Source organism: Paenarthrobacter sp. A20 (assembly GCF_024168825.1).
Lineage (GTDB): Bacteria > Actinomycetota > Actinomycetes > Actinomycetales > Micrococcaceae > Arthrobacter.
Window position 1 is genome coordinate 203293 of record NZ_JALJWH010000001.1, and the last position, 19392, is coordinate 222684.

The 19392-nt window shown below is 63.6% G+C and carries 17 protein-coding genes; 12 read left to right on the top strand and 5 right to left on the bottom strand.

The window, feature by feature from the left end:
* Positions 1–17: 17 nt before the first annotated feature.
* Positions 18–869, bottom strand: a complete 852-nt coding sequence (locus tag J3D46_RS00985; protein ID WP_231338394.1) for a phytanoyl-CoA dioxygenase family protein — start codon at positions 867–869, stop codon at positions 18–20.
* A 111-nt stretch (positions 870–980) separates the two neighbouring features.
* Between J3D46_RS00985 and J3D46_RS00990 the strand changes: the two genes are divergently transcribed.
* Together J3D46_RS00990 and J3D46_RS00995 are read left to right on the top strand one after the other, a co-directional pair.
* Positions 981–1817, top strand: coding sequence for an AraC family transcriptional regulator (locus tag J3D46_RS00990; protein WP_231338395.1), 837 nt, complete (start codon positions 981–983; stop codon positions 1815–1817).
* 169 nt (positions 1818–1986) lie between these two features.
* Positions 1987–4035, top strand: coding sequence for a hypothetical protein (locus J3D46_RS00995; RefSeq protein WP_231338396.1), 2049 nt, complete (start codon positions 1987–1989; stop codon positions 4033–4035).
* 63 nt (positions 4036–4098) lie between these two features.
* On the opposite strand, the gene J3D46_RS01000 is transcribed toward J3D46_RS00995, so the two are convergent.
* A complete protein-coding gene (locus tag J3D46_RS01000; RefSeq protein WP_231338397.1) occupies positions 4099–5235 on the bottom strand; it encodes an ROK family transcriptional regulator in 1137 nt (378 codons plus the stop codon).
* A 134-nt stretch (positions 5236–5369) separates the two neighbouring features.
* Between J3D46_RS01000 and J3D46_RS01005 the strand changes: the two genes are divergently transcribed.
* From J3D46_RS01005 to J3D46_RS01040, 8 genes are all read left to right on the top strand, one after another.
* Positions 5370–6416 (top strand): hydroxyacid dehydrogenase, encoded by a 1047-nt coding sequence (locus tag J3D46_RS01005; protein WP_231338398.1) that lies wholly within the window; start codon positions 5370–5372, stop codon positions 6414–6416.
* Positions 6417–6418: 2 nt separating this feature from the next.
* Positions 6419–7765: a sulfatase gene (locus J3D46_RS01010; protein ID WP_231338399.1), complete on the top strand. Its 1347-nt coding sequence runs from the start codon at positions 6419–6421 to the stop codon at positions 7763–7765.
* A 5-nt stretch (positions 7766–7770) separates the two neighbouring features.
* A complete protein-coding gene (locus tag J3D46_RS01015; protein ID WP_231338400.1) occupies positions 7771–9057 on the top strand; it encodes an extracellular solute-binding protein in 1287 nt (428 codons plus the stop codon).
* A 29-nt stretch (positions 9058–9086) separates the two neighbouring features.
* Complete coding sequence (locus tag J3D46_RS01020; RefSeq protein ID WP_231338401.1) at positions 9087–10043, top strand: carbohydrate ABC transporter permease; 957 nt, start codon at positions 9087–9089, stop codon at positions 10041–10043.
* Entirely contained in the window at positions 10040–10906 is an 867-nt protein-coding gene (locus J3D46_RS01025; RefSeq protein WP_231338402.1) for a carbohydrate ABC transporter permease, read from the top strand. Before J3D46_RS01020 ends, J3D46_RS01025 begins: the two co-directional genes overlap by 4 nt.
* Positions 10903–11823 (top strand): Gfo/Idh/MocA family protein, encoded by a 921-nt coding sequence (locus tag J3D46_RS01030; protein WP_231338403.1) that lies wholly within the window; start codon positions 10903–10905, stop codon positions 11821–11823. The genes J3D46_RS01025 and J3D46_RS01030 overlap by 4 nt, the downstream gene beginning before the upstream one ends.
* Positions 11824–11902: 79 nt before the next feature.
* Positions 11903–12871, top strand: coding sequence for an ROK family protein (locus tag J3D46_RS01035; protein WP_231338404.1), 969 nt, complete (start codon positions 11903–11905; stop codon positions 12869–12871).
* A gap of 34 nt (positions 12872–12905) precedes the next feature.
* Positions 12906–13697: a glucosamine-6-phosphate deaminase gene (locus J3D46_RS01040; RefSeq protein ID WP_231338405.1), complete on the top strand. Its 792-nt coding sequence runs from the start codon at positions 12906–12908 to the stop codon at positions 13695–13697.
* A 245-nt stretch (positions 13698–13942) separates the two neighbouring features.
* On the opposite strand, the gene J3D46_RS01045 is transcribed toward J3D46_RS01040, so the two are convergent.
* From J3D46_RS01045 to J3D46_RS01055, 3 genes are all read right to left on the bottom strand, one after another.
* Positions 13943–15199, bottom strand: a complete 1257-nt coding sequence (locus J3D46_RS01045) for an AGE family epimerase/isomerase (protein ID WP_231338406.1) — start codon at positions 15197–15199, stop codon at positions 13943–13945.
* Positions 15200–15388: 189 nt separating this feature from the next.
* Positions 15389–16171: a DeoR/GlpR family DNA-binding transcription regulator gene (locus tag J3D46_RS01050; protein ID WP_231338407.1), complete on the bottom strand. Its 783-nt coding sequence runs from the start codon at positions 16169–16171 to the stop codon at positions 15389–15391.
* A 74-nt stretch (positions 16172–16245) separates the two neighbouring features.
* Complete coding sequence (locus tag J3D46_RS01055; protein WP_308102684.1) at positions 16246–17388, bottom strand: Gfo/Idh/MocA family oxidoreductase; 1143 nt, start codon at positions 17386–17388, stop codon at positions 16246–16248.
* A gap of 134 nt (positions 17389–17522) precedes the next feature.
* Here J3D46_RS01055 and J3D46_RS01060 point away from each other — a divergent pair, with 134 nt between their 5' ends.
* Both J3D46_RS01060 and J3D46_RS01065 read left to right on the top strand, forming a co-directional pair.
* Complete coding sequence (locus J3D46_RS01060) at positions 17523–18422, top strand: PfkB family carbohydrate kinase (RefSeq protein ID WP_231338409.1); 900 nt, start codon at positions 17523–17525, stop codon at positions 18420–18422.
* A 16-nt stretch (positions 18423–18438) separates the two neighbouring features.
* Positions 18439–19323 (top strand): aldolase, encoded by an 885-nt coding sequence (locus J3D46_RS01065; RefSeq protein ID WP_231338410.1) that lies wholly within the window; start codon positions 18439–18441, stop codon positions 19321–19323.
* Positions 19324–19392 lie beyond the last annotated feature (69 nt).

Genomic DNA, 19392 nt, shown 5'->3' on the forward strand with positions numbered 1-19392 from the left:
CCGTGAGCGGCGGCGGGTTAGAGCCCGTCGTCGTAATTCCAATGCTCCTGCCAGCGCCAATCAATTGGTTCGCTGAGCCGCTGGTAGCGGATATCGGTAGACAGGCGCATGGTGCCGTTGCGGTCGGTGTTATCCAATGCGGCGTGCACAATATGCGCCGAGTGGACCACCACATCGCCCACCTCATAATCCGTCACGAGCCAGCGGGCATCGCGTTCGTCCGCCAGCCCCGGAAGGTCAGCCGTAATGGAGGCAGCGGGCATTTTCAGGGTTCCCTCCCGCTCCTCGGCCATCACCCAGTGGTGGCTGCCCTCCAGGTAGGCCAGGCCTCCCCGCTCGCGTGGGCAATCACCTAGCGGAATCCACATGGAAAGCACACGATCGCTGCCTTCGCGCAGATAGACCAGATCGTAGTGGGCCTGCGTGGCGGTGCCGATCCCGCTTTCGCCGGGCTTGGTGTGGCGAATGATCTTCCGACGGTGCAAATGGACATCATCTTCCAGGAACCAAGCGAACCAGCCGGCAATGCCTTCCGCAGTGCACAGCGCCTGGTACTCCCGCCCGGGAACGATGTGGTCGAAGAGGCCCCGCCGCAACGCAGCACGGTCAACCGCACCCGGCGCTGCAATGCCCTCCCGCGGATCCGTACCCGTCGCGTACACATTGGCTTCGCTGAGGGAAGCAAAGTAGAACTCACGGAAATCCATCAGATGGTCCGGATTAAGCTGCCCCTTCAGGTAAAGGTATCCGTCGCGGCGGAGCCTTGCCCACAATGCGTCACGATCCCGGCGCTCGGAAGGGGGTACAGGCTCAAGCTCCGCGAGGCGGGATACCGATTCATCCAGGACGTAGCCATTCGAGGTCAACATGATGTCCAGCCTGGCAGCGGTGTGCAACGAAGTGAATGGACTCCCGTGTCCTGGGACTTGGACTTTTGTGCGACTTGTTTCCACGTGCTGGTAAGGGCAGCATTGAGGTTCATGGACGATTGGTCAACGTACCGCCATCCGGGCTCTCCCCTCCGTAACCTGGGCTTGGCTTGCCTGGGTGCAGGTGAGCAAAGCGGGACTTTGCCTTCCTTTTCCGGACGGACCCTGAGCAGCCACGCCATGGTGCTGGTATCCGAAGGCTCCGGGCACTTCTCCGTGGACGGCAGGCGGTACACGGTCCAAGCTCCGGCGATCATCTGGCTCTTCCCCGGCGTAAGCCACGGGTATGGTCCAGGACCGGCGGGGTGGAAGGAACACTGGGTGTTGTTCACCGGTCCTACGGCGAGGGCATTGGAGGAACTGGGATGCTTTGCACGGGACCGCCCAATGGTGGAGCTGGATGCCTCTTCGGACGCCCGCCCCGCGGAAGCACTTGGACTTTTCCCAGCCCTTCGATCAACACTCGCGACAGGCGGTCACCGCGGTGATGTGGAGGCTTCCATACTCTGCCAACGGGTGCTCGTCGACGCCGGCAACCACGGAGTCGCGAGCACCGGAGAATCCCAAGGAGAGCTGCTCGGCAGACTCCAGGAGATGGCCCATCTCCCGCTCAGCCTGCCGCAACTGGCTGCTGCATTGAAGGTTTCCGTTTCCGAACTCCGGCATTCGGTCCAGGCAGCCACCGGCGTGGGCCCTAAAGAGCTCATCATCCAACTCCGGATGTCACGCGCCCAATCGCTCCTGGCCGACACAGCCCTGCCCGTGCAGAGGATCGCGTCACTGACCGGTTATGACGATCCCGCCTACTTCAGCCGACTCTTTACCAGGAAGACCGGCTATTCACCGAGCCAGTTCCGGCGCGTGCACCACAGGGAAGCGCCGCACTGACCGAACGGCCTCCCACACATCGAATGTCTGAAAATGTTCGAATCATGGATTTCCCGCCCCCAGGCTGAAACCCTGAATGAAGTGCACAGGACGTATCCGGAACGCCCCTGGCGGCACCAAACCACCCCACGATATATGCCCCACGGGATACTCAATGAGGAGATCTTCCATGTCCACATTCGCCATCAATCGTCGTCAGTTGCTGCAGACCGGGGGCGTCGGCGGACTCGCCGTAGCACTGTCAGCAATGTCCTCCGGCGCTGCCCAGGCCGCACCGAAAAAGCAAACCGCAGGCGTCCCGCATATCACCGACCTTGGACCCGCCGTCGTTCAGTTTTCCCTGATGAGTTCGCTGCTGGTGGGCGACACCGTCTACATCGGGTCCCGCAACCTCAACCCTGTGCGTATCATCGGGTTCCATCTCCCCACTGGCACCATCACTTCGCGGACAGACCTCGGCTCCGGGTACAGCATCCAGGCCCTGGCTGCAGACTCCACCGGCCGCTACCTGTACGCAGGCGTACTGCGCGACGGAATTGACGGCAAGCCGAACCTCTACCGCTGGGACCTCAGCACACCCAACGTTCCCGCGGTCGGCGTCGGCGAAACCGGCGACCGCGATATCCGGGCCCTGGCCGTGGCCCCCGATGGAAAGGTCTACCTTGCCGGTGGCGGGTTGACCACCAATGCACCTTCCCTGTGGGAATACGATCCCGCCACGAATGCCATGACCAGCTGGGGCATCCCGGACGCCGGAGCCACGATTGCCCAGGCCGTGGCCGCCACCGCCAGCCACGTGTACTTCGGCACGGGCAGCACGCTGGGCGGCGGCAACGGATCAAGTCCCGGCCGCCTGTTCGCTTTCGACCGGACCACCAAAGCCTCCACCAACATCCTCCCGGCAGAAGTAGCCACCGGCGTCTCTGTCACGTCACTCAGCGTGCTGAACGGGCAGTTGGGAGTGGGGGTCAAGGGCCCGGGCAAGTCCGTGCTGATCAACCTTGCCAACCACGCCCAGTACACCATCATTGCCAAGACCGGCGTGATGTTCAGGCAGTTGGGCAACGACGTCTTCTTCGTCAAGGAACCGGGCGTGTGGTCCTACAACATGGTCACCAAGAAGATCACCCAGATCCTCACCGAAGATGTCGGCGCCATGTGGGGCCTGGACGTCTACGGCAACAAGGCACTGACGGTCTCCTCCTACGACGTCATTGAAGTGGACCCGGTAGCGAAGACAGCCGTCAAGCATGACCTGCAACAGGCCGGGGCGCCGGGCGGACCGCAGCTATGCATGGGCCTGGCTGCCGGTGCGGGCGACGTCTACGTGGGTGGCACCGGGACAATCGCCCGCCACCAACTTGCCACGGAACAGGTGTCCTATCTCCGGGCGACGGGTGAAGCCAAGGACGCAGTGATTGTGGGCGGAATTCTCTACACAGGCCAGTACAACTCCAGGGGGATCTACGCCTACGACCCCGCTACCGGTCAACTTCCGTACCAGGTAGCCGCATTGCCCGCAGGGCAGAACCGCCCGTTGGACGTCTGTTGGGATGCAGTCAACGGATTGGTCATTGCCGGCGCCCAGAACGACACCGGCGGTGGCGGCTGTTTCGCTGCCTACAAGCCCTCAACCACCCAGGTAATCGCCCAGGTCAACCCGATCGATGCCCTCCAAATGGTCCGGGCCGTAGCCACCAAGGACGGCGTGGCCTACCTCGGCGGCGACAACATCTACCCCACGGGCCCCCGGAGCACCGTAGTTGCCTGGGACCCGGTAGCTAACCAGGAGCTGTGGCGCCTGGATCCCGGCCAGACCCAAGGCATCGCTGCGATGGCAATCCACGGCAACTACCTTTTTGGCATGTCCCGGAAGGCGGCCGGCCTGTTCGTTGTGGACCTCACCACCCGCCAAGTGGTCCATACCGGAGACCTGAGCGCGGTATGCACTGATTTCGGAGCCCTGGTGGCCACCGAGGAGAAGGTCTACGGCGTCTCTGACACCACGGTCTTCAGCATCGACCCCACCACGTTCGAGGTCACCGTGGTGGCCCCGGCGATCAACGGCGGCTGGTACAGCGGCCCGCACATCACAGCGGACGAAGACGGCCTGCTCTACACGTTGCAGGGCCCCAACCTGGTCCGGATTGATGACCTGTCCCCCGAGGGGAAGCTCAAGAAAGAAAAGAAAGACAAGAAGCCCAAGAAAGAAAAGTAGGCCCTCCAAGCCCATGTAAGTAGCAGCAGATGCCGTTCTGAGCCCTCACAACGGCAGCTGCTGCTACCCAGTTGGGCTGGCCGTAAACAGTCCCGCCAGCACCGAGCATGCAGCACCCCGGGCGAGGGCTACGGGATCTGCAATCGCTGCATCAAATGACGGAGACGGAGTGTTCGCGTGGCGGTACTGATTCAAGAACGCGCGCTTGGTCTGCTCGGCGAAGGACCCCAGATCGGCCTCGGGCGCGAAACCCACCACGACTTGTTCGGGGCCCATGACCTTGGCCGTGTTCGCCATTCCGATACCCAGGTGCAGGGCGGCGTCGGCAATCAGGCCGGAATCGACGTCGGGGTCCATGCCCCGGTCCTGGCCACTTCGCGCCAACTCCTGCTGCATGCCCCACAGGCTGCCGCGGGTTTCGAAGCAGTCTTCCGCGCCGCAGTGACAGGGCCGGGCCGGCCCCGGCCCGGTGATGGCCCGCGAATGGGCGAAGCCCCCAGCTGCACCGTTGAAGCCGCGCTGGATGCGGCCTTCAATCACGACGGCGGCACCCAGGCTGGTTCCGACGCTGAAGATGAGCATCTCCCGGCCTTTGAAAACGTCATCGAACAGCAGCCCGCGAGCATAGGCATTGACGTAACTGTCAACGATGACCGGTTGCCCGGAAATCTCTTCAAGGAGCATTTGGAACTTGATGTCAGCCCAGCCCATCGCCCCGCTGTGCCGCACCAGGCCACTGACTTGGTCAACCACGCCGGAAACGGCAACCCCCACCCCAATAAGCCGGGAGTCCACCGGGCCGGCCGCCGCGCGCACGGCCCGCTCCACGGCCGCTGCTGCTTCGTCAGGCCCGGTGGACGCCAACGGCTCGCTGTGGGTGGCCACCACGTCACCGCGCAAATCGACGACGACGGCGTGGGCTTCCGTAGCGGACAGCCTCACCCCCGCCGCGAAAACACCTTCGCGTCCGAGCTCAAGCAGTCGTGCGGGCCTGCCACCCGTGCTGGGCGCAATCTCGGTCTCAACCAGCAGTCCGGATTGGATGAGCTTGCCGGTAATCCCCGTGACGCTGGCCGCGCTCAAACCGGTTTGAACCGTGATTTTGGCGCGCGATACCGGCGCCTGTGTCCGGACAATGTCCAGCACCAGGGCCTCATTGATCTCGCGGATCAGGGCCTTGCTGCCTGCGCGTGGCTTCATTGCTGGTGGCTCCTGTTGTCGCGTCGCATGGGATCTCCCCCATTCTGGCATCCGCAGTCCGGATGCCTTCACACTCTCCATTGTACTTACTTTAGTCATTGACAAAAGATATTGAAACTGGCAATCTCGGTCCCATGAACAACAACAAAGGCGTTGCATCGACATCCTCGCCACCCACAGCAACCCGGCTGCAGATCCTGCTGAGCATCCCGGATGCGGAACGGGCGGCCTTCATCTCCCCCGAAACCCGCGCTGCCCTGGACGGACTCGGCGAGGTCACCCAAGTCGCCCCCGCCGAACTCCAGTCCCTGGGTGCTTTCTCCGCCGCTGCCGCAGGCAAGGACGCGTTCATCACCGCCTGGGGTTTCCCCCGCCTCGACGCCGAACACCTGGCAGCGGCGCCGAACCTCAAGTGCGTGGTCCACGCCGCCTCATCACTGCACGCCCTGGTCAGCGACGATTTCTGGGCCGCAGGCATCCCCATCTCCCAGGCCGGCGCAGCCATGGCACCGGCCGTCGCGGAACTCTCGCTCACCTTCACGCTGAACCTGCTGCGACGCGTGCACCGGCTCGATCACGGCCTCCGTTCCGGAGCCAACTGGGACGACGCCCGCAACGTCCAACGCGCCCGTGAAATCTCCGGTGCCCGCGTTGGAGTCGTTGGAGCCTCACGGACAGGCCGCCGCTACATCGAGGCCTGCCGGTCCCTCGGCGCGAAAGTAGCCGTGTTCGATCCGTACATCCCCACGGGAGATCCCCTCGCGGCCAGCTCCGCCACGTTGGATGACCTCATGACCCACAGCGATGTGGTCGCTGTCCATGCTCCGGCCACCCCCGAAACCGCAGGACTCATCGGTGCTGCCGAACTCGCGCTACTCCCGGACGGGGCCGCGTTCGTGAACACGGCCCGTTCCACCATCGTGGACATGGAAGCCCTCTATAAGGAGGTGCACTCGGGCCGGATTGATGCCGCATTGGACGTCTTCGACGAAGAACCCCTGCCGGCAGGCGATCCCTGGCGCTCCCTGCCCAACGTGCTCCTCACTCCCCACCTCGGCGGAGCAACCGTCGACTCCCGGCGCAGGGCCGGCGGGATCGTGGTTGATGAACTCCGCCGCTTCATCGGCGGCCAGCCCATGGAACACGCCCTCACCCGCGCCGACCTCGAAAGGATGGGCTGAACGTGCAAAACATTCTCCTGATCCACTGCCACGACCTCGGCCGCTTCCTGGGCACGTACGGGGTGGAAACAGTGTCCACCCCCAACCTGGACGCCTTGGCCGATGAATCAGTACTCTTCGAGCAGGCTTTCGCAACTGCTCCCCACTGCAGCCCTGCCCGGGCCTCGCTCTTCACGGGCACGTATCCGCAGACCAACGGTGTCCTCGGGCTGACGCACGAGCCCTTCAGCTGGGATCTCAAAGAACCGAAGGACCACATCGCCTACAGGCTGAAGTCCGTCGGCTACCAAACCGAGCTGGTGGGCGTGCACCACGAATCGCGTGTTTTGGCGGACGACGTCGTGGCCGGCAGGCTCGGTTTCGACCACGCCCGGACGGGTGGTGCGCGGGACGTCGTCGTGGATCGCGCCACCGACGCCTTGCGTCGCATGTCCGGCAGCGACCGGCCCTTCTACCTGCAGGTCGGCTTCACGGAGCCGCACCGGGTGCCCTCCGAAAGGGACCGTCCGGGGGTGATGGGCTTCCTGGCCGACGGCGTGGAACCGGACGTCTCCCTGGGCCACACCGTTCCAGCCCACTTGGTGGACGACGTCGGCGCCCGCGAGGAGATCGCCGAACTGCAGGGCGCCGTCAAACATATGGACGAAGGCGTCGGGAGCATTCTCGCCGAACTCGATTCGCTCGGCCTCCGCGACCAGACGCTGGTGCTGTTCACCACCGACCACGGGCTCGCGCTGCCCCGCGCCAAATGCACCCTGTACGACGCCGGACTGGGAGTTGCGCTGATGCTCCGCCATCCGGGCAACCCGGCGTGGTCCGGGCGACGAGTGGGGGACATCGTCAGTCACGTGGATGTCCTGCCCACCTTGATGGACCTGGCAGGACTGACAACTCCTGACGGCCTCGCCGGAACCACCCTGCGGCCGGCCGTGGAAGCGGGAGATGCTCCGCGAAGCCACTGTTTCAGCCAATTGAGCCACCACACGTATTACGACCCCAAACGATCAGTGCGGACATCCACGCACAAGCTGATCGTCAACTTCTCCAACGCGCCCCGCGCCATGGATCCCACCCAATCCTGGATTCACCGCAGCCTGCCCGCAGACCTTGGCGGGCCAACCATCGGTACCAGTCCGGCGCTGGAACTCTACGACCTGACGATGGATCCAGAGGAACTGGACAACATCGCCGGCCATCCGGAGCAATCGGAGATCCTCAGGGATCTCTCCGCAATCCTCTTCGACTGGATGCGCGAATGCGGCGATCCCCTCCTCACCGCACCCGTAGCAGCCAGCCGCCACGAGCTCGCGCTCAGCGCAATCCACGAAGCCACCCTCACCCGAAAGTAGCCACCATGTTCACACGCAAGATGCACCGCGCCGCTTTGGCAACTGCCGCCGTCGTCACCGCCGCTTTGACGCTCACCGCCTGCGGTTCCACCGGTTCGCCAACGTCCGACGGCGGCCAGGCCACCGGCAAGGTGACGCTCTGGATGTACCCGGTCATCAAGGACGAGACCGCCAGCAAGAAGTTCTGGCAGGACACCGAGGCCAGCTTCGAGAAGGCGAACCCTGGGATTGACCTGAGTATCGAACTCCAGACGTTCGACAAGCGGGACGCCCAGATCTCGGCGGCGCTGGCCGCGGGCTCGGGACCCGACGTCGTGCTCATTACGCCCGACCAGGCAGCAACCTACCGCAACGTGCGCGGACTGCTGCCGGTGGACAAGGCCGTTGAGCAGGACAAGGACAGCTTCTATCCCGGCACACTGGAAGCGGCGACGTTCGACAAAGAGGTGTTCGGCGTTCCGCTGTTCCAGAACATCAACACCACCGCCTACAACACCAAGATCTTCGCGGACGCCGGGATTCCACTGCCCAAGACCTGGGACGATCTCCGCAGTGCTGCGCCGGTCCTTGCGGAGAAGGGCATCGCGGTGATGGACTACGCCGGCAGCCCCGAACAGACGCTCAACCTGTCCTTCTATCCGCTGCTGTGGCAGGCCGGCGGAACCGTGTTCACCGATGATGCCAAGGACATCGCTTTCGACTCGGAGGCCGGCGTTTCGGCGCTGCAGTTGCTGATGGACCTCAAGAAGCTCGGCGGGCTGCCCGCGGATGCCGCCACCGACGGCCCCAAAGTTGAAGGGGCGCCGATCGCCACCGGCAAGGCAGCAATGCGGGCCACCACCTCGCTGCCGGAGCTGAAGCAGATGCGCGCCGCCCTCGGCGCCGACAACGTTGCCTTGGGTGCTCCTTTGCAGGGCAAGGTCCAGGCGACGTACGGCAACCCCGGATTGCTGGCGCTGACTTCCATCAACAAGAAGGAAAACCGCGAAGCCGCTTACAAGGTGATGAGCTACCTGAGCTCCGCTGAGTCCCAGAAGGCCCTCAACGCCGCCGCAGGCAACCTGCCCACACGCAGCGACGCCGCAGCCCTTGGCACGGACCCCGATTCCATCGCCATGGCAGAGGCTTTGAAGTCCGCCAACCCCGGCGAACCGTCCCCCGTTGCGCGCCAGGTCATGGGCGCCCTCGCGCCGAACATCCAGGCGGCCCTGCGCGGCGATGTCAGCGCAAAGGAAGCCCTTGACCGTGCTGCCAAAGAAGCCCGCGGCATCCTGCAGCGCTCAGCATCCTGAGTCCAGCCCAACCACCGATTGGTCACCCCATGTCTGTAAACACCCGCACCAGAAGCACACTGGCCGGCCGACATCCAGAGCTGACGGCACCACCGCTCAAGCCTTTTGGGGCCAGGAAAGCCCGTAGCCGCGAGGCACTGGCCGGCATCCTCTTCGTCCTGCCCACCCTGGTCATTTTCGGTCTCTTCAAATTCCTCCCCATCTTCGGGGCCGGAGCCATGAGCATGACCGAATACAGCCTCAACGGCGACTTCGAATTCCTGGGCGCAGACAACTACACCCGCTTGGCTGCTGATCCCAACTTCTGGCAAAGCCTCAAGGTGACGTTCCTGTACGTGGCGATCTTCGTCCCGTTCATCATCGCCGTGTCACTGGCCGGAGCTGTCCTCCTGGACAAACTGGTCAGGTTCACCGGGACTTTCCGGGCGTTGCTGTTCATTCCGTACCTCAGCTCGTTCGTCATGGCCGGCATCATCTGGACGTGGATCTTCTCCACGGATGGCCCACTGAATGCGGCCTTGGGCGGCCTGGGCATGGGCCCCGTCCCCTTCACCTCCGGACCCCAGCTGCTGGTACTGCTGTCCCTGGCCGTGGTGTCCGTGTGGAAAGGCTTCGGCTACTCCATGCTGATCTTCCTGGCCGGGCTGAAGGCACAGCCGGCCGAAGTCCACGAGGCTGCCCGCATCGACGGGGCAGGCGCCTGGAAATCGTTCTGGTACGTCACACTGCCGCTGCTGAAGCCCGTGGTGTTCTTCGTCCTGGTCATTGAGACCATCGTCGGATTCCAGGTCTTCGACACCATCTATGTCATGACCGGAGGCGGACCCGCCCGGGCCAGCCACAGCCTCATCTACTTCTTGTTCGATGAGGGCTTCAAGTTCTTCGACTTCGGCTATGCCTCGGCCATTGGCGTGGTGCTGTTCGTCATTGTGCTCATCCTCTCGCTCATCCAGCAGCGCTTCTTCGAAGGTAAGGACTCCAAGTGACTGCCACCGTCTCCACTCCAACTGTTGGCCGGATCCCCAGCCCCCGTCGCAGCACCGAGAAGCGCCGGCAGCGCACGCTGACCTGGGTGTTGGCAGTGATCTCACTGTTCACAGTGGCGCCCCTGATTGCCGTCGCCGTGCTGGCCCTCTCCCCCGAGGACGCACCCACGCTGCCCTACGCGTTGCCGTCGTCGCTGACGCTGGACAACATCATCCGCATCTTCAACGTGGGCGAATTCCCGCTCTGGCTGTGGAACTCGTTCCTGTACTCGGCGGTGTCCGTGGTGGTTGTCCTGCTGACCGCATCCATGGCCGCCTACGCCTTGGCCCGCAAGAGGTTCCCCGGCCGTAATGCGCTGCTGTGGGCCATCATCGCCACCATGATGGTGCCCGTCCAGGCCACGCTGATTCCTACGTTCATCCTCATCTCCAAGATGGGCGGGGTGAACACCCTCTGGGGCCTGATCCTGCCCACGCTGGCCAACGCCCAGGCGATCTTCCTCATCCGGCAGTTCGTGCGGGACATGCCGGAGGAACTGTTCGACGCCGCCCGCATCGACGGCGCCGGCGAATGGCGGACCTTCTGGCAGATCGTGCTTCCGCTGATCCGTCCCGTCCTGGCAACCCTGGCCATCTTCGTCTTTCTCTGGCATTGGAACGACCTCCTCTGGCCGTTGGTGGTGGGCCAGTCGGACGCAGCACGGACACTCACTGTGGGCTTGGCAACGTTGAACACCGAGACCGCGTCCACGTCCAACGTCATGGCCGCAACGCTGGTCAGTTTCATCCCTTGCCTGGTGATCTTCGCCCTCCTGCAGAAGCACATCGTCGCCAGCATCACGCACAGCGGGGTGAAGGGATGACGCTTATTGCGCCCCTCCGTTTCGGTCTCATCGGCGTCGACTCCCCGCACGCGCCGTCGTTTACGCGGCTCTTCGGGAACGGCTTCGACGGCGTGGTCCCCGGCGGCGTGGTGACGCACGCGTGGAAGGGGGAACCGGCGTCGGACTTTCCGTTGAGCCGCGACCGCATCGATGACTTCGCCGAAGAAGTGAGCGGGCTGGGTGTCGTCATGTGCGATTCGCCCGAGGCCGTGGCCGAGGCCTGCGACGCGCTGCTCATCGTGTCTTCCGATGCACGGACGCACCCGCGCTACTTTCAGCGCGTGGTGCGGTTCGGCAAGCCGATCTATGTGGACACGCGTTTCGCCCCCACCCTGGCTGAGGCCCGGACCATGCTCGCCCAGGCGCAAGCCTCCGGCGCTTTGGTCCTGGCGGGGTCCCCCAAGAGGTTCACGCCGGAATTCCAAGCGGCCCTGACGGGAGGGCCCTGTCAGTCCGTTTCCCTGGACGGGCCCCTGCCTACCCAGCCCGGCCACCCGGGACTGGCCTGGTATGGCGTGCATTTGGTAGACCTCGCAGTGGCAGCGCTCGGTGCCGGCCCGGAGGCACTAACGGTCGACGCCGGGAGGCCCGGTTCCGACGGAGACGCCACCACGGTGACGGTGAGGTGGGGTGACGGACGCGTGGTCGCCATGAAGGGCGAGGCGGACTGGAGTCCGTTCACTACCGGGCGCATCGAATCCGATGGCGGCTGCGCGGAGTTCTCGATCGAAGCCGGCCCTCCCATGCTGGTTGGCCTCTTGGAGGGGATCGTGAAATCCATCCGGAGCGGGACACCGAACGTACCCCTGCGGGAGATCCTCAGCATCGTCGCAATCGTCGAAGCCGCCAACCGAAGCCTCGAAGCCGGACTCCCCGTCCCCCTCCCACCCAACTAAGTAGCAGCAGATGCCCGATTGAGCCCTCGTTGGAACATCTGCTGCGACCTGCTTGGGTGCCAACCCCGAAAGATCACTGATGACACTGAGCTCCACTCCCGTTTTGCCTGCCCCGCGCATATCCGGCCCCTCCGCCACGCGCACGGTGAGGATCGGCGTCGACATCGGCGGCACCAAGATTGAGGCCGTCGCCGTGGACCAGGACTGCACCGTCCTGCACACGGTCCGGCGTCCCACCGGGTTCGGAAACGGTGCCCTGCTCAGCTCGCTCTTCGGCGTCCTCGAGGAGCTGCGCAGCGCGGAAACCCTGGCGGAGTGCACCGTGTCCGGGCTGGGCATTGGAATCCCAGGAACGGTGGATACGGAGTCCGGGTATGTGGCCAATGCCGTCAATGTTGGTGTTGCCGGGTTGGACCTCGGCAGCCTGGTGGAGGCTGAGCAGGGGCTGCCGGTCGTGGTGGAAAACGACGTCAATGCCGCCGCCATCGGAGCCCACTATTTGCTGGCCGACGGCGATGCCTCCGGTTCCAGCGCATACCTGAACCTCGGCACCGGATTGGCGGCGGGCTACGTCAGCAACGGCGTTGTGGTCCGGGGCACGTCCGGAGCGGCGGGCGAAATCGGCCACCTCCCCCTCGGGATGCAGGGCGAGGAATGCCCCTGCGGCCAAAAGGGCTGCCTGGAGCTCATCGCTTCGGGGTCGGGCATTGCCCGACAGTGGAAGGGCCCCGGCCGGTGGCCGGCCGTCTCGCTTTTTGAGGCAGTGCTCGACGGCGATCCGGTCGCCAAAGTTGTTCAGCAGCGGTTCTTCGAAGGTGCTGCCACAGCCATCCGAATCCTCGGACTGACCTACGACCCCGCTTCCATCTACATTGGCGGCGGCCTGAACGCCCTCGGACAGCCACTACTCAACGGTATCCAGCGGGAGCTTGCCCGGTTCGGCGCTCCCTCCCCATTCCTTTCCGGCTTGGCCCTTGGCGATCGCGTCCAGTTGGTCCCGCCGGGGCTTTCCATCGGCTCTGTCGGCGCGGCGATCACCGCCGACTAGCAACGTCCCCCAGCAGTTATTCAAAGGAAGACCCATGGCAGAAATCATCATTGTCCGCGACCACACCGAGGCCGGAAGTGTCGCCGCGTCGATCTTCGCACAGCAGATCATCGCCAACCCCGCCACCGTGCTGGGGCTGGCCACAGGTTCAACACCACTGTCCACGTACGCGGCATTGGCGAGGACCGTCCGCCGCGACCGGATCGATGTTTCCGGCGTACGCGGCTTCGCGCTGGACGAGTATCTGGGCGTCCCTCCGCAGCACCCTGAGAGCTACCGCTCGGTGATCACCCGCGAGGTGGTTGAGCCTTTGGGATTGAACCCGAATCAGGTGTTCACGCCGCGGGGCACTGGCAGCGGCATCACCCAGGCCGGAGCGGAGTACGAAGCAATGATCGCGGACGCCGGCGGAGTGGACATCCAGATCCTGGGCATCGGTTCCAACGGCCATGTGGGATTCAACGAGCCCGGGTCCTCCCTGGCATCGTCCACCCGGATCAAGGCACTGGCCGCCCAAACGCGCAAGGACAACGCCAGGTTCTTCAGTTCTCCGGACGAGGTCCCGACCCACTGCATCACCCAGGGCCTGGGAACCATACTCCGGGCACGGCGCTTGGTGCTCCTCGCCTTCGGAGCGAACAAGGCCCAGGCCGTTGCCGCTGCATTGGAAGGGCCGGTTTCCTCGGCCGTGCCGGGCTCGGTCATTCAGCAGCACGCACGGGCCACTGTGATCATCGACGAGGACGCCGCCGCAGGGTTGGCACACGCCGAGTACTACCGGCACGCCTGGCAGTCGGCACAGGACCTGGGTGCAGGAGTTCTGTAGAGCGGGCACTATCTGGTCCTTGCCGCGTGCGGGGACGGTCCCAGCGCGCGCCTTTGTCCGAACCGACCGTCTGTAGTTCCACCACAACAGAAGCGTTCGACGGCGGGTTCCCACCCGCCGTCGAACGCTTCTGTTGTTGCCGCGCAGGTCGTCCCCTAACAGGGGTAAGTCAAAAAGATCCCCCGGTACGCCTTCCCCTTATTGATGTCAGTGCTCGGAGTTGACGCGGCAGTCTCGGTGATTCCTCAGTTTCCTTGGCCGGCACGGAGATGGGCGTCCAGCAACCCTGCCGCAACTGCCGGAGCGAGGCCGGGTGCCAGCGGAAGTCGCGGAACCACAAGGCAGTGCCAAAGGTGATAGATGTCGGCCTTTCCGGACCAGACGGTGGAGGCGACGTTGCCGTGCTCGTCCAACTCCTGCTTCCAGGAACCGTGCTCGTAGTCAATGAACCAGTCGCGGGCGTGGTCCCAGATCCGCTCGTACCAGTCCGCGTATTTCTGGTCCCCTGTGGCCATGTACAGCGCGGCCGCACCCCCGATTGCTTCGACCGGCACCCAGCGAATGCGGGAGGTGACAATTGGCTTCCCGTCCCAATCCACCGAGTACACGAATCCGGGATGGCCGTCCGGCTCCCATGCGTCGCGGATGGCGGCGTCGAACAGGCCTTTTGCGTCTTCCATGAGCCACGCAGGAACGTCCATACCGCGGGCCTCAAGGCCGGCGCGGAGGTGCAAGAGCAGCCGGGCCCACTCGACCCAGTGGCCAGGCGTTCCACCATAGGCACGGAACTGGCTGGCCCGGTCATCGGTGTTGTACTCCGGAAGCGGGGTCCAGTCCGGGTCGAAGTGCTCGAAGACCCGGTAGTTGTTGTTGCGCGCAAACTGGTGGATGAGCACCTCAGCGATGTGGAGTGCGCGCTCGAGCCAGCGATTCTCGCCCGTCACATCAGCGACGATGAGGTACGCCTCCACCGAGTGCATGCTGGCATTCCCGCCCCGGTAGGCTTCGGTTTCCGAAAAATCCCGATTCCATGAGTCGAAGCACATATTGGCTTCGTGGTCCCAGAATTTCGAGTCAGCTATATGCAGTGCCTCGTCCAGCAATTCTTGGGCACCGGGCCGGCGGGCCGCGACGGCACTCGCCGCGGCCAGAAGCACGAACGAATGCTGGTAACCGGACTTCGTGTCGTTCACGGGCCCGTTTTCGTCGACCTCCGCGTACCAGCCGCCGAATTCGTTATCGCGGAAGGCTCCGTTGAGCGCCGCAATGCCATGGTCCACCATGGACGCGGCACCGGGGCGCCCCATCAACGCAGCAACTGCAAAACTATGGACCATTCGGGCGGTGATCCAGAGATGGGTCGGTTTGTCGGCAAGGACCTTGCCGTAGTTGTCGAGCCAGCCGAAGCCTGTGGGGACCTTGGAACCGGCAGCGAAGTTAATGAGCCTGTCTGTCTCTACTTCGAGCCAACGTGCGTGAGCGGCGCTGTTCAGCCACGTCATATGGATCTCCTCAAAAATTTGCGGCCGCCGAAGGGAAGCCTGTTCTCATCTTATTGCCTGATGATTGAATTCCACCAGATAAAGTTTGTTTTCGGACATTGATAACGCAGAGTCCTAGCCTCAAAGGCCGACTGCCAGGAGTCGGTTATACGATTCGACGCGGCGTTGACTACTCCCGCGGGCAGGCGGCTATTCCGCTACGATCAGCCTGACGCTGCATGCCGCCAACGCCTCTGCCACTTCCCGGGGCGGCGGCGCGTCGGTGACAAGAATGTCCACCGCCTCAAAAGAAGCCAGGCGAGCGAGCGCATACCGAAGCATTTTCTGGTGGGTGGCAACCACTACAACTTGCTCCGCAGATCCCATCAGGGCCAACTTCGTGGCCCGTTCCACGTCCCGTTCAATGTAGAAACCCTCATCGTGGATCCCACTCACACCAATAAAGGCTGTCTTCGCGCGAAGCCCTTGGACTGCGTTGACCGTCATGGGTCCGTTGAACGCCTGGCTGTCCAACAACAGCTCACCACCCAGGCAAATGGTGCGTGCGGATGTCAGCTGCAGGCACCGTTGTATGGCGGGAGCAGAGTGGGTGATGATCGTGCCCATGAAGGCAGCCGGCAGCTCCTGTGCGATCTGGTAGGTAGTGGTGCCAGCGTCCAGGATGATCGCATCACGTTCGGCGATGAGGTCCACGCACGCTTTTGCCACCCTCTGCTTCGCGTCAGCGTCCTCCCGGACGCGCGCAGCGAAGTCAGCATTTTGGCCGTGACCTTCGACAGCGCTGACCCCACCGTGGACCACCTTGACCAGCCCCAGCTTGGACAAGGCACGCGTGTCACGGCGGACCGTCATGTCCGACACGTCGAATGTGCCGGCAAGGTCTGCGGTGGAAAGGAACCCCCGCCTGCCAAGCTCGTCCAGAATGGTCTGCTGCCGCGGTGTCAGCGGCGCCTCTTCTCGTGCGATGCTCATGGCTTCCCCTCGTTTGACGCCCCCCGGACCGATCATCGGTGTGGGAAAGTGTTGTAATTCCAACACAATCTTACTTACTTCTGCGCACCAACATGGGTAGCGAGGAGTCCAATGGGGCGTCCTTCCACGATGGAGCGCTCCGCTGCGAGGCCCATCCGCACGGATTGAAGGCCGTCAGCGACAGTCACTTCCACGGGTCCTTCGCCCAGAATGGCCTTCCGGTAGCCGAGGTGCTCGTAGTAAGTCGAACCGTGGTGGGCCCCGGCAGCCAAAACCGCTTCGTCCACGGGAACTTCATGCTTTTCAGGGCCAAGCGGCGAACGCGGGCTGAATTCGACGGTGGCTTCGGTTTCGTCCCCCTCAATCCAATGGTTGGCGGCGACGGGAATCAGGGTTTCAATCTTGGCAGCGTCACCCACGACGGAGATTCTTTCCTGGAACTGGGACCCCTCGGCGAACATGGACAACTCCAGCATGGCGCGGCGCCCGCCCTTGAAGTCCACGATCACGTAGGCATTGTCGACCATGTCCGATACCCGGCCGTCGTAGACCTCGTCCATATGGTTGACGTCGTGTCCTCCACTGGCGTAGACGCGGGTGGGTTCGTCCTGCAGGATCAGGCGCATCAGATCGAAGAAGTGACAGCACTTTTCCACCAGGGTCCCGCCGGTGCGCTCGGCGAACCTGTTCCAGGCGTCCACTTTGTGCAGGAACGGGAAGCGGTGCTCAACGATTGAGAGCATGTGGATGGTGCCGAGCTTGCCGCCATGAGCGGCCTGGATGATTTCCTGCACTGGAGGCATGTAGCGGTATTCCATTGCGACCCAGACGGGGGCCGGGTAACCAGCTGCAAGTATCTCAAGCTCATCTGCCTGCTCCGCGCTGGTGCACACCGGCTTTTCCACCAGGACGGGGAGGTTGGTTCCACTGGCAAAGATGTCCTTGAGGATTCCCAGATGTGTGTCGTTGGGGCTTGCGATCACCAAGGCGTCCACAAGCCCTGATGCCAGCAGTTCCTGATGCGTGGAGTAGGTCTGCACCCCGTAGCCAATTTCACGCGAGGTCTCCGCAAGGGAGGAAGGTGTGGGATCAGAAACCGCGGTGATGCGGCTTCCCGGTATCAGTGCGAGGTTCCGGACATGTTCGCGGGCCATGTGGCCGGCGCCGATCAGGCCGTAGCGAATGGTTTGAACCATCTCTCCAGAAGGCAATGACATGAATTGCTCCGTTTCTCTGCGTTGAGTAAGGGATCGACGTTGCATCCCGAACATCACTATACCGAATGTGTTGTTTTTCACACATAGCGTGTGTATATTTTTTCACTACCAGTCCAACTACAACGAGGTGGAACGTGCCCCAACCGAAATCCGGAACCCTGCTTTTTGTCGGGTGTGCCACTCTGGACTCCATTGCCCTCGTGCAGGATTATCCTGCCGCCGACAGCCGCACGGTCGCCGCCGATTTCGTTACGGCAGGTGGTGGGCCGGCCGCCACGGCAGCCGTGGCAGCGGCCCGGGCCGGTGCCAGGACTGCTTTCGCGGGCGTCCTCGGCACGGACGAAGAAGGCGACCGGATCATCACGGGACTCGACGCCGAGGGCGTGGACACTTCCGCTGTCATCCGTGACCCTGAGGTCGCCACGGGCGCGAGCGTCATTATCGTCAGCAAGGCCAGCGAGAGCCGGGCCATCGTCACCCGGCCAGTGCCGCCAGTCCGTTTTCCGGCCGGCAGCCGCTTTCATGAACTGCTGCGCACTGCAGCATGGGTCCATGTGGATCACTTGGGCTGGAATGCGGTAGCAGATCTGCCCGGATTACGGATCAGCGTGGATGCCGGAAACCCCATTCCCTCCTTCAGCCCTCAGGGTGTCGAGCTGTATGTCCCCACCATCGAACGCCTGCGGGCCGAGTACGGCGACGACCTTGCCCCTGAGGTCCTCCTGCAAAGGGCCATAGATGGGGGCGCCTCGGCCGTGGTCGCCACGGCGGGGTCGGATGGAGCCTGGGGCCTTGAACGGGATGGCATTCCGTTCCACGTCCCGTCGACCCCCGCCGACATCGTCTCCACACTGGGCGCCGGCGACGTCTATCACGGCGCCATCCTGGCAGCCGTGGCAGCAGGGCTTCCCCTTGTGGAGGCTGCGTCATTCGCAGGCCGCACCGCCTCCGCATCCTGCGCAGGTTTGGATGGCCGTTCCATGATTCCACGCCAGACCGTCACCTCAGTTCTTACCGCCAATCCCACTCTCTAGCCGAAAGAAGCAGCCAATGAGCACCATCGACCTTTCTTCACTCCAGCGCCCGTCGGGTGCCTTCGCCATGCTCGCCGTTGACCAGCGCGAAGCCATGCGGAACATGTTTGCCGAGCACACCGACCAACCCGTAACTGACGAGGACCTCCGCGACTTCAAGCTCGCAGCTGCCCGCATTCTCACTCCCTACGCCTCCGGAGTTCTCATTGACCGCCAGTTCGCGCTGGATCAGGCCATTGAGGCCAACGTCGTTGACCCAAGCTGCGGGCTCATCGCCTCAGCCGACCATTTCGAGTCTGCCCATGGCGAGCTTGTGGGCGAAGTGACCATCGACAAACTTGTTGAACCGAAGAAATATGCCGCCCTGGGCGCGAAGGCCCTCAAGCTGCTGGTTCTCTACCGACCGGATGAGCCCGCCGAAGGGCGGGTGGCGATGGTCCGCGAATTCGTGGAAAGCTGCAAGTCCGCCGGGCTGATCAGCATCATCGAACCTGTTTCCCGCAAACCCCTGGCAGGAGGCGACTTCGACTGGAACGCCGGCATTCTGGCTGCGGCCAAGGAACTCGGCAGCCTGGGAGCTGACCTCTATAAAGCGGAGGTCCCGTTCAAGGGCCAGGCTTCTGAAGCCGAAGTCCGTGCAGCTTGCGCCGAACTCACCAAGGCCATCGACGGTCCCTGGGTAGTCCTCTCCTCGGGCGTACCGGAGGAGATTTTCCCGGACGCCGTCCGATGGGCTTGCCTGGAAGGTGCCAGCGGGTTCCTGTCCGGTCGCGCCGTGTGGGCGTCCTGCATCGGCTCGTCCGACGTCGTCGAATCCTTGTCCACGGACGCAGTCCGTCGTCTGCAGCGACTCTGCGCTGTGGTCGACGAGGTGGTCTCGGCCCAGCGAACCACCGCCTGATCCTTCAGGGCACCATGTGTGCCCGATTCCCCAACAACTAGGCACAGCAACACTCAACGAGGAGATTAT

Coding starts and splice junctions, on each gene's coding strand:
- J3D46_RS01045 (WP_231338406.1), bottom strand. CDS start 15,199: ATGACGTGGCTGAACAGCGCCGCTCACGCACGTTGGCTCGAAGTAGAG.
- J3D46_RS01015 (WP_231338400.1), top strand. CDS start 7,771: ATGTTCACACGCAAGATGCACCGCGCCGCTTTGGCAACTGCCGCCGTC.
- J3D46_RS01020 (WP_231338401.1), top strand. CDS start 9,087: ATGTCTGTAAACACCCGCACCAGAAGCACACTGGCCGGCCGACATCCA.
- J3D46_RS01005 (WP_231338398.1), top strand. CDS start 5,370: ATGAACAACAACAAAGGCGTTGCATCGACATCCTCGCCACCCACAGCA.
- J3D46_RS00995 (WP_231338396.1), top strand. CDS start 1,987: ATGTCCACATTCGCCATCAATCGTCGTCAGTTGCTGCAGACCGGGGGC.
- J3D46_RS01035 (WP_231338404.1), top strand. CDS start 11,903: ATGACACTGAGCTCCACTCCCGTTTTGCCTGCCCCGCGCATATCCGGC.
- J3D46_RS00990 (WP_231338395.1), top strand. CDS start 981: ATGGACGATTGGTCAACGTACCGCCATCCGGGCTCTCCCCTCCGTAAC.
- J3D46_RS01055 (WP_308102684.1), bottom strand. CDS start 17,388: ATGTCATTGCCTTCTGGAGAGATGGTTCAAACCATTCGCTACGGCCTG.
- J3D46_RS01000 (WP_231338397.1), bottom strand. CDS start 5,235: ATGAAGCCACGCGCAGGCAGCAAGGCCCTGATCCGCGAGATCAATGAG.
- J3D46_RS01030 (WP_231338403.1), top strand. CDS start 10,903: ATGACGCTTATTGCGCCCCTCCGTTTCGGTCTCATCGGCGTCGACTCC.
- J3D46_RS00985 (WP_231338394.1), bottom strand. CDS start 869: ATGTTGACCTCGAATGGCTACGTCCTGGATGAATCGGTATCCCGCCTC.
- J3D46_RS01050 (WP_231338407.1), bottom strand. CDS start 16,171: ATGAGCATCGCACGAGAAGAGGCGCCGCTGACACCGCGGCAGCAGACC.
- J3D46_RS01065 (WP_231338410.1), top strand. CDS start 18,439: ATGAGCACCATCGACCTTTCTTCACTCCAGCGCCCGTCGGGTGCCTTC.
- J3D46_RS01040 (WP_231338405.1), top strand. CDS start 12,906: ATGGCAGAAATCATCATTGTCCGCGACCACACCGAGGCCGGAAGTGTC.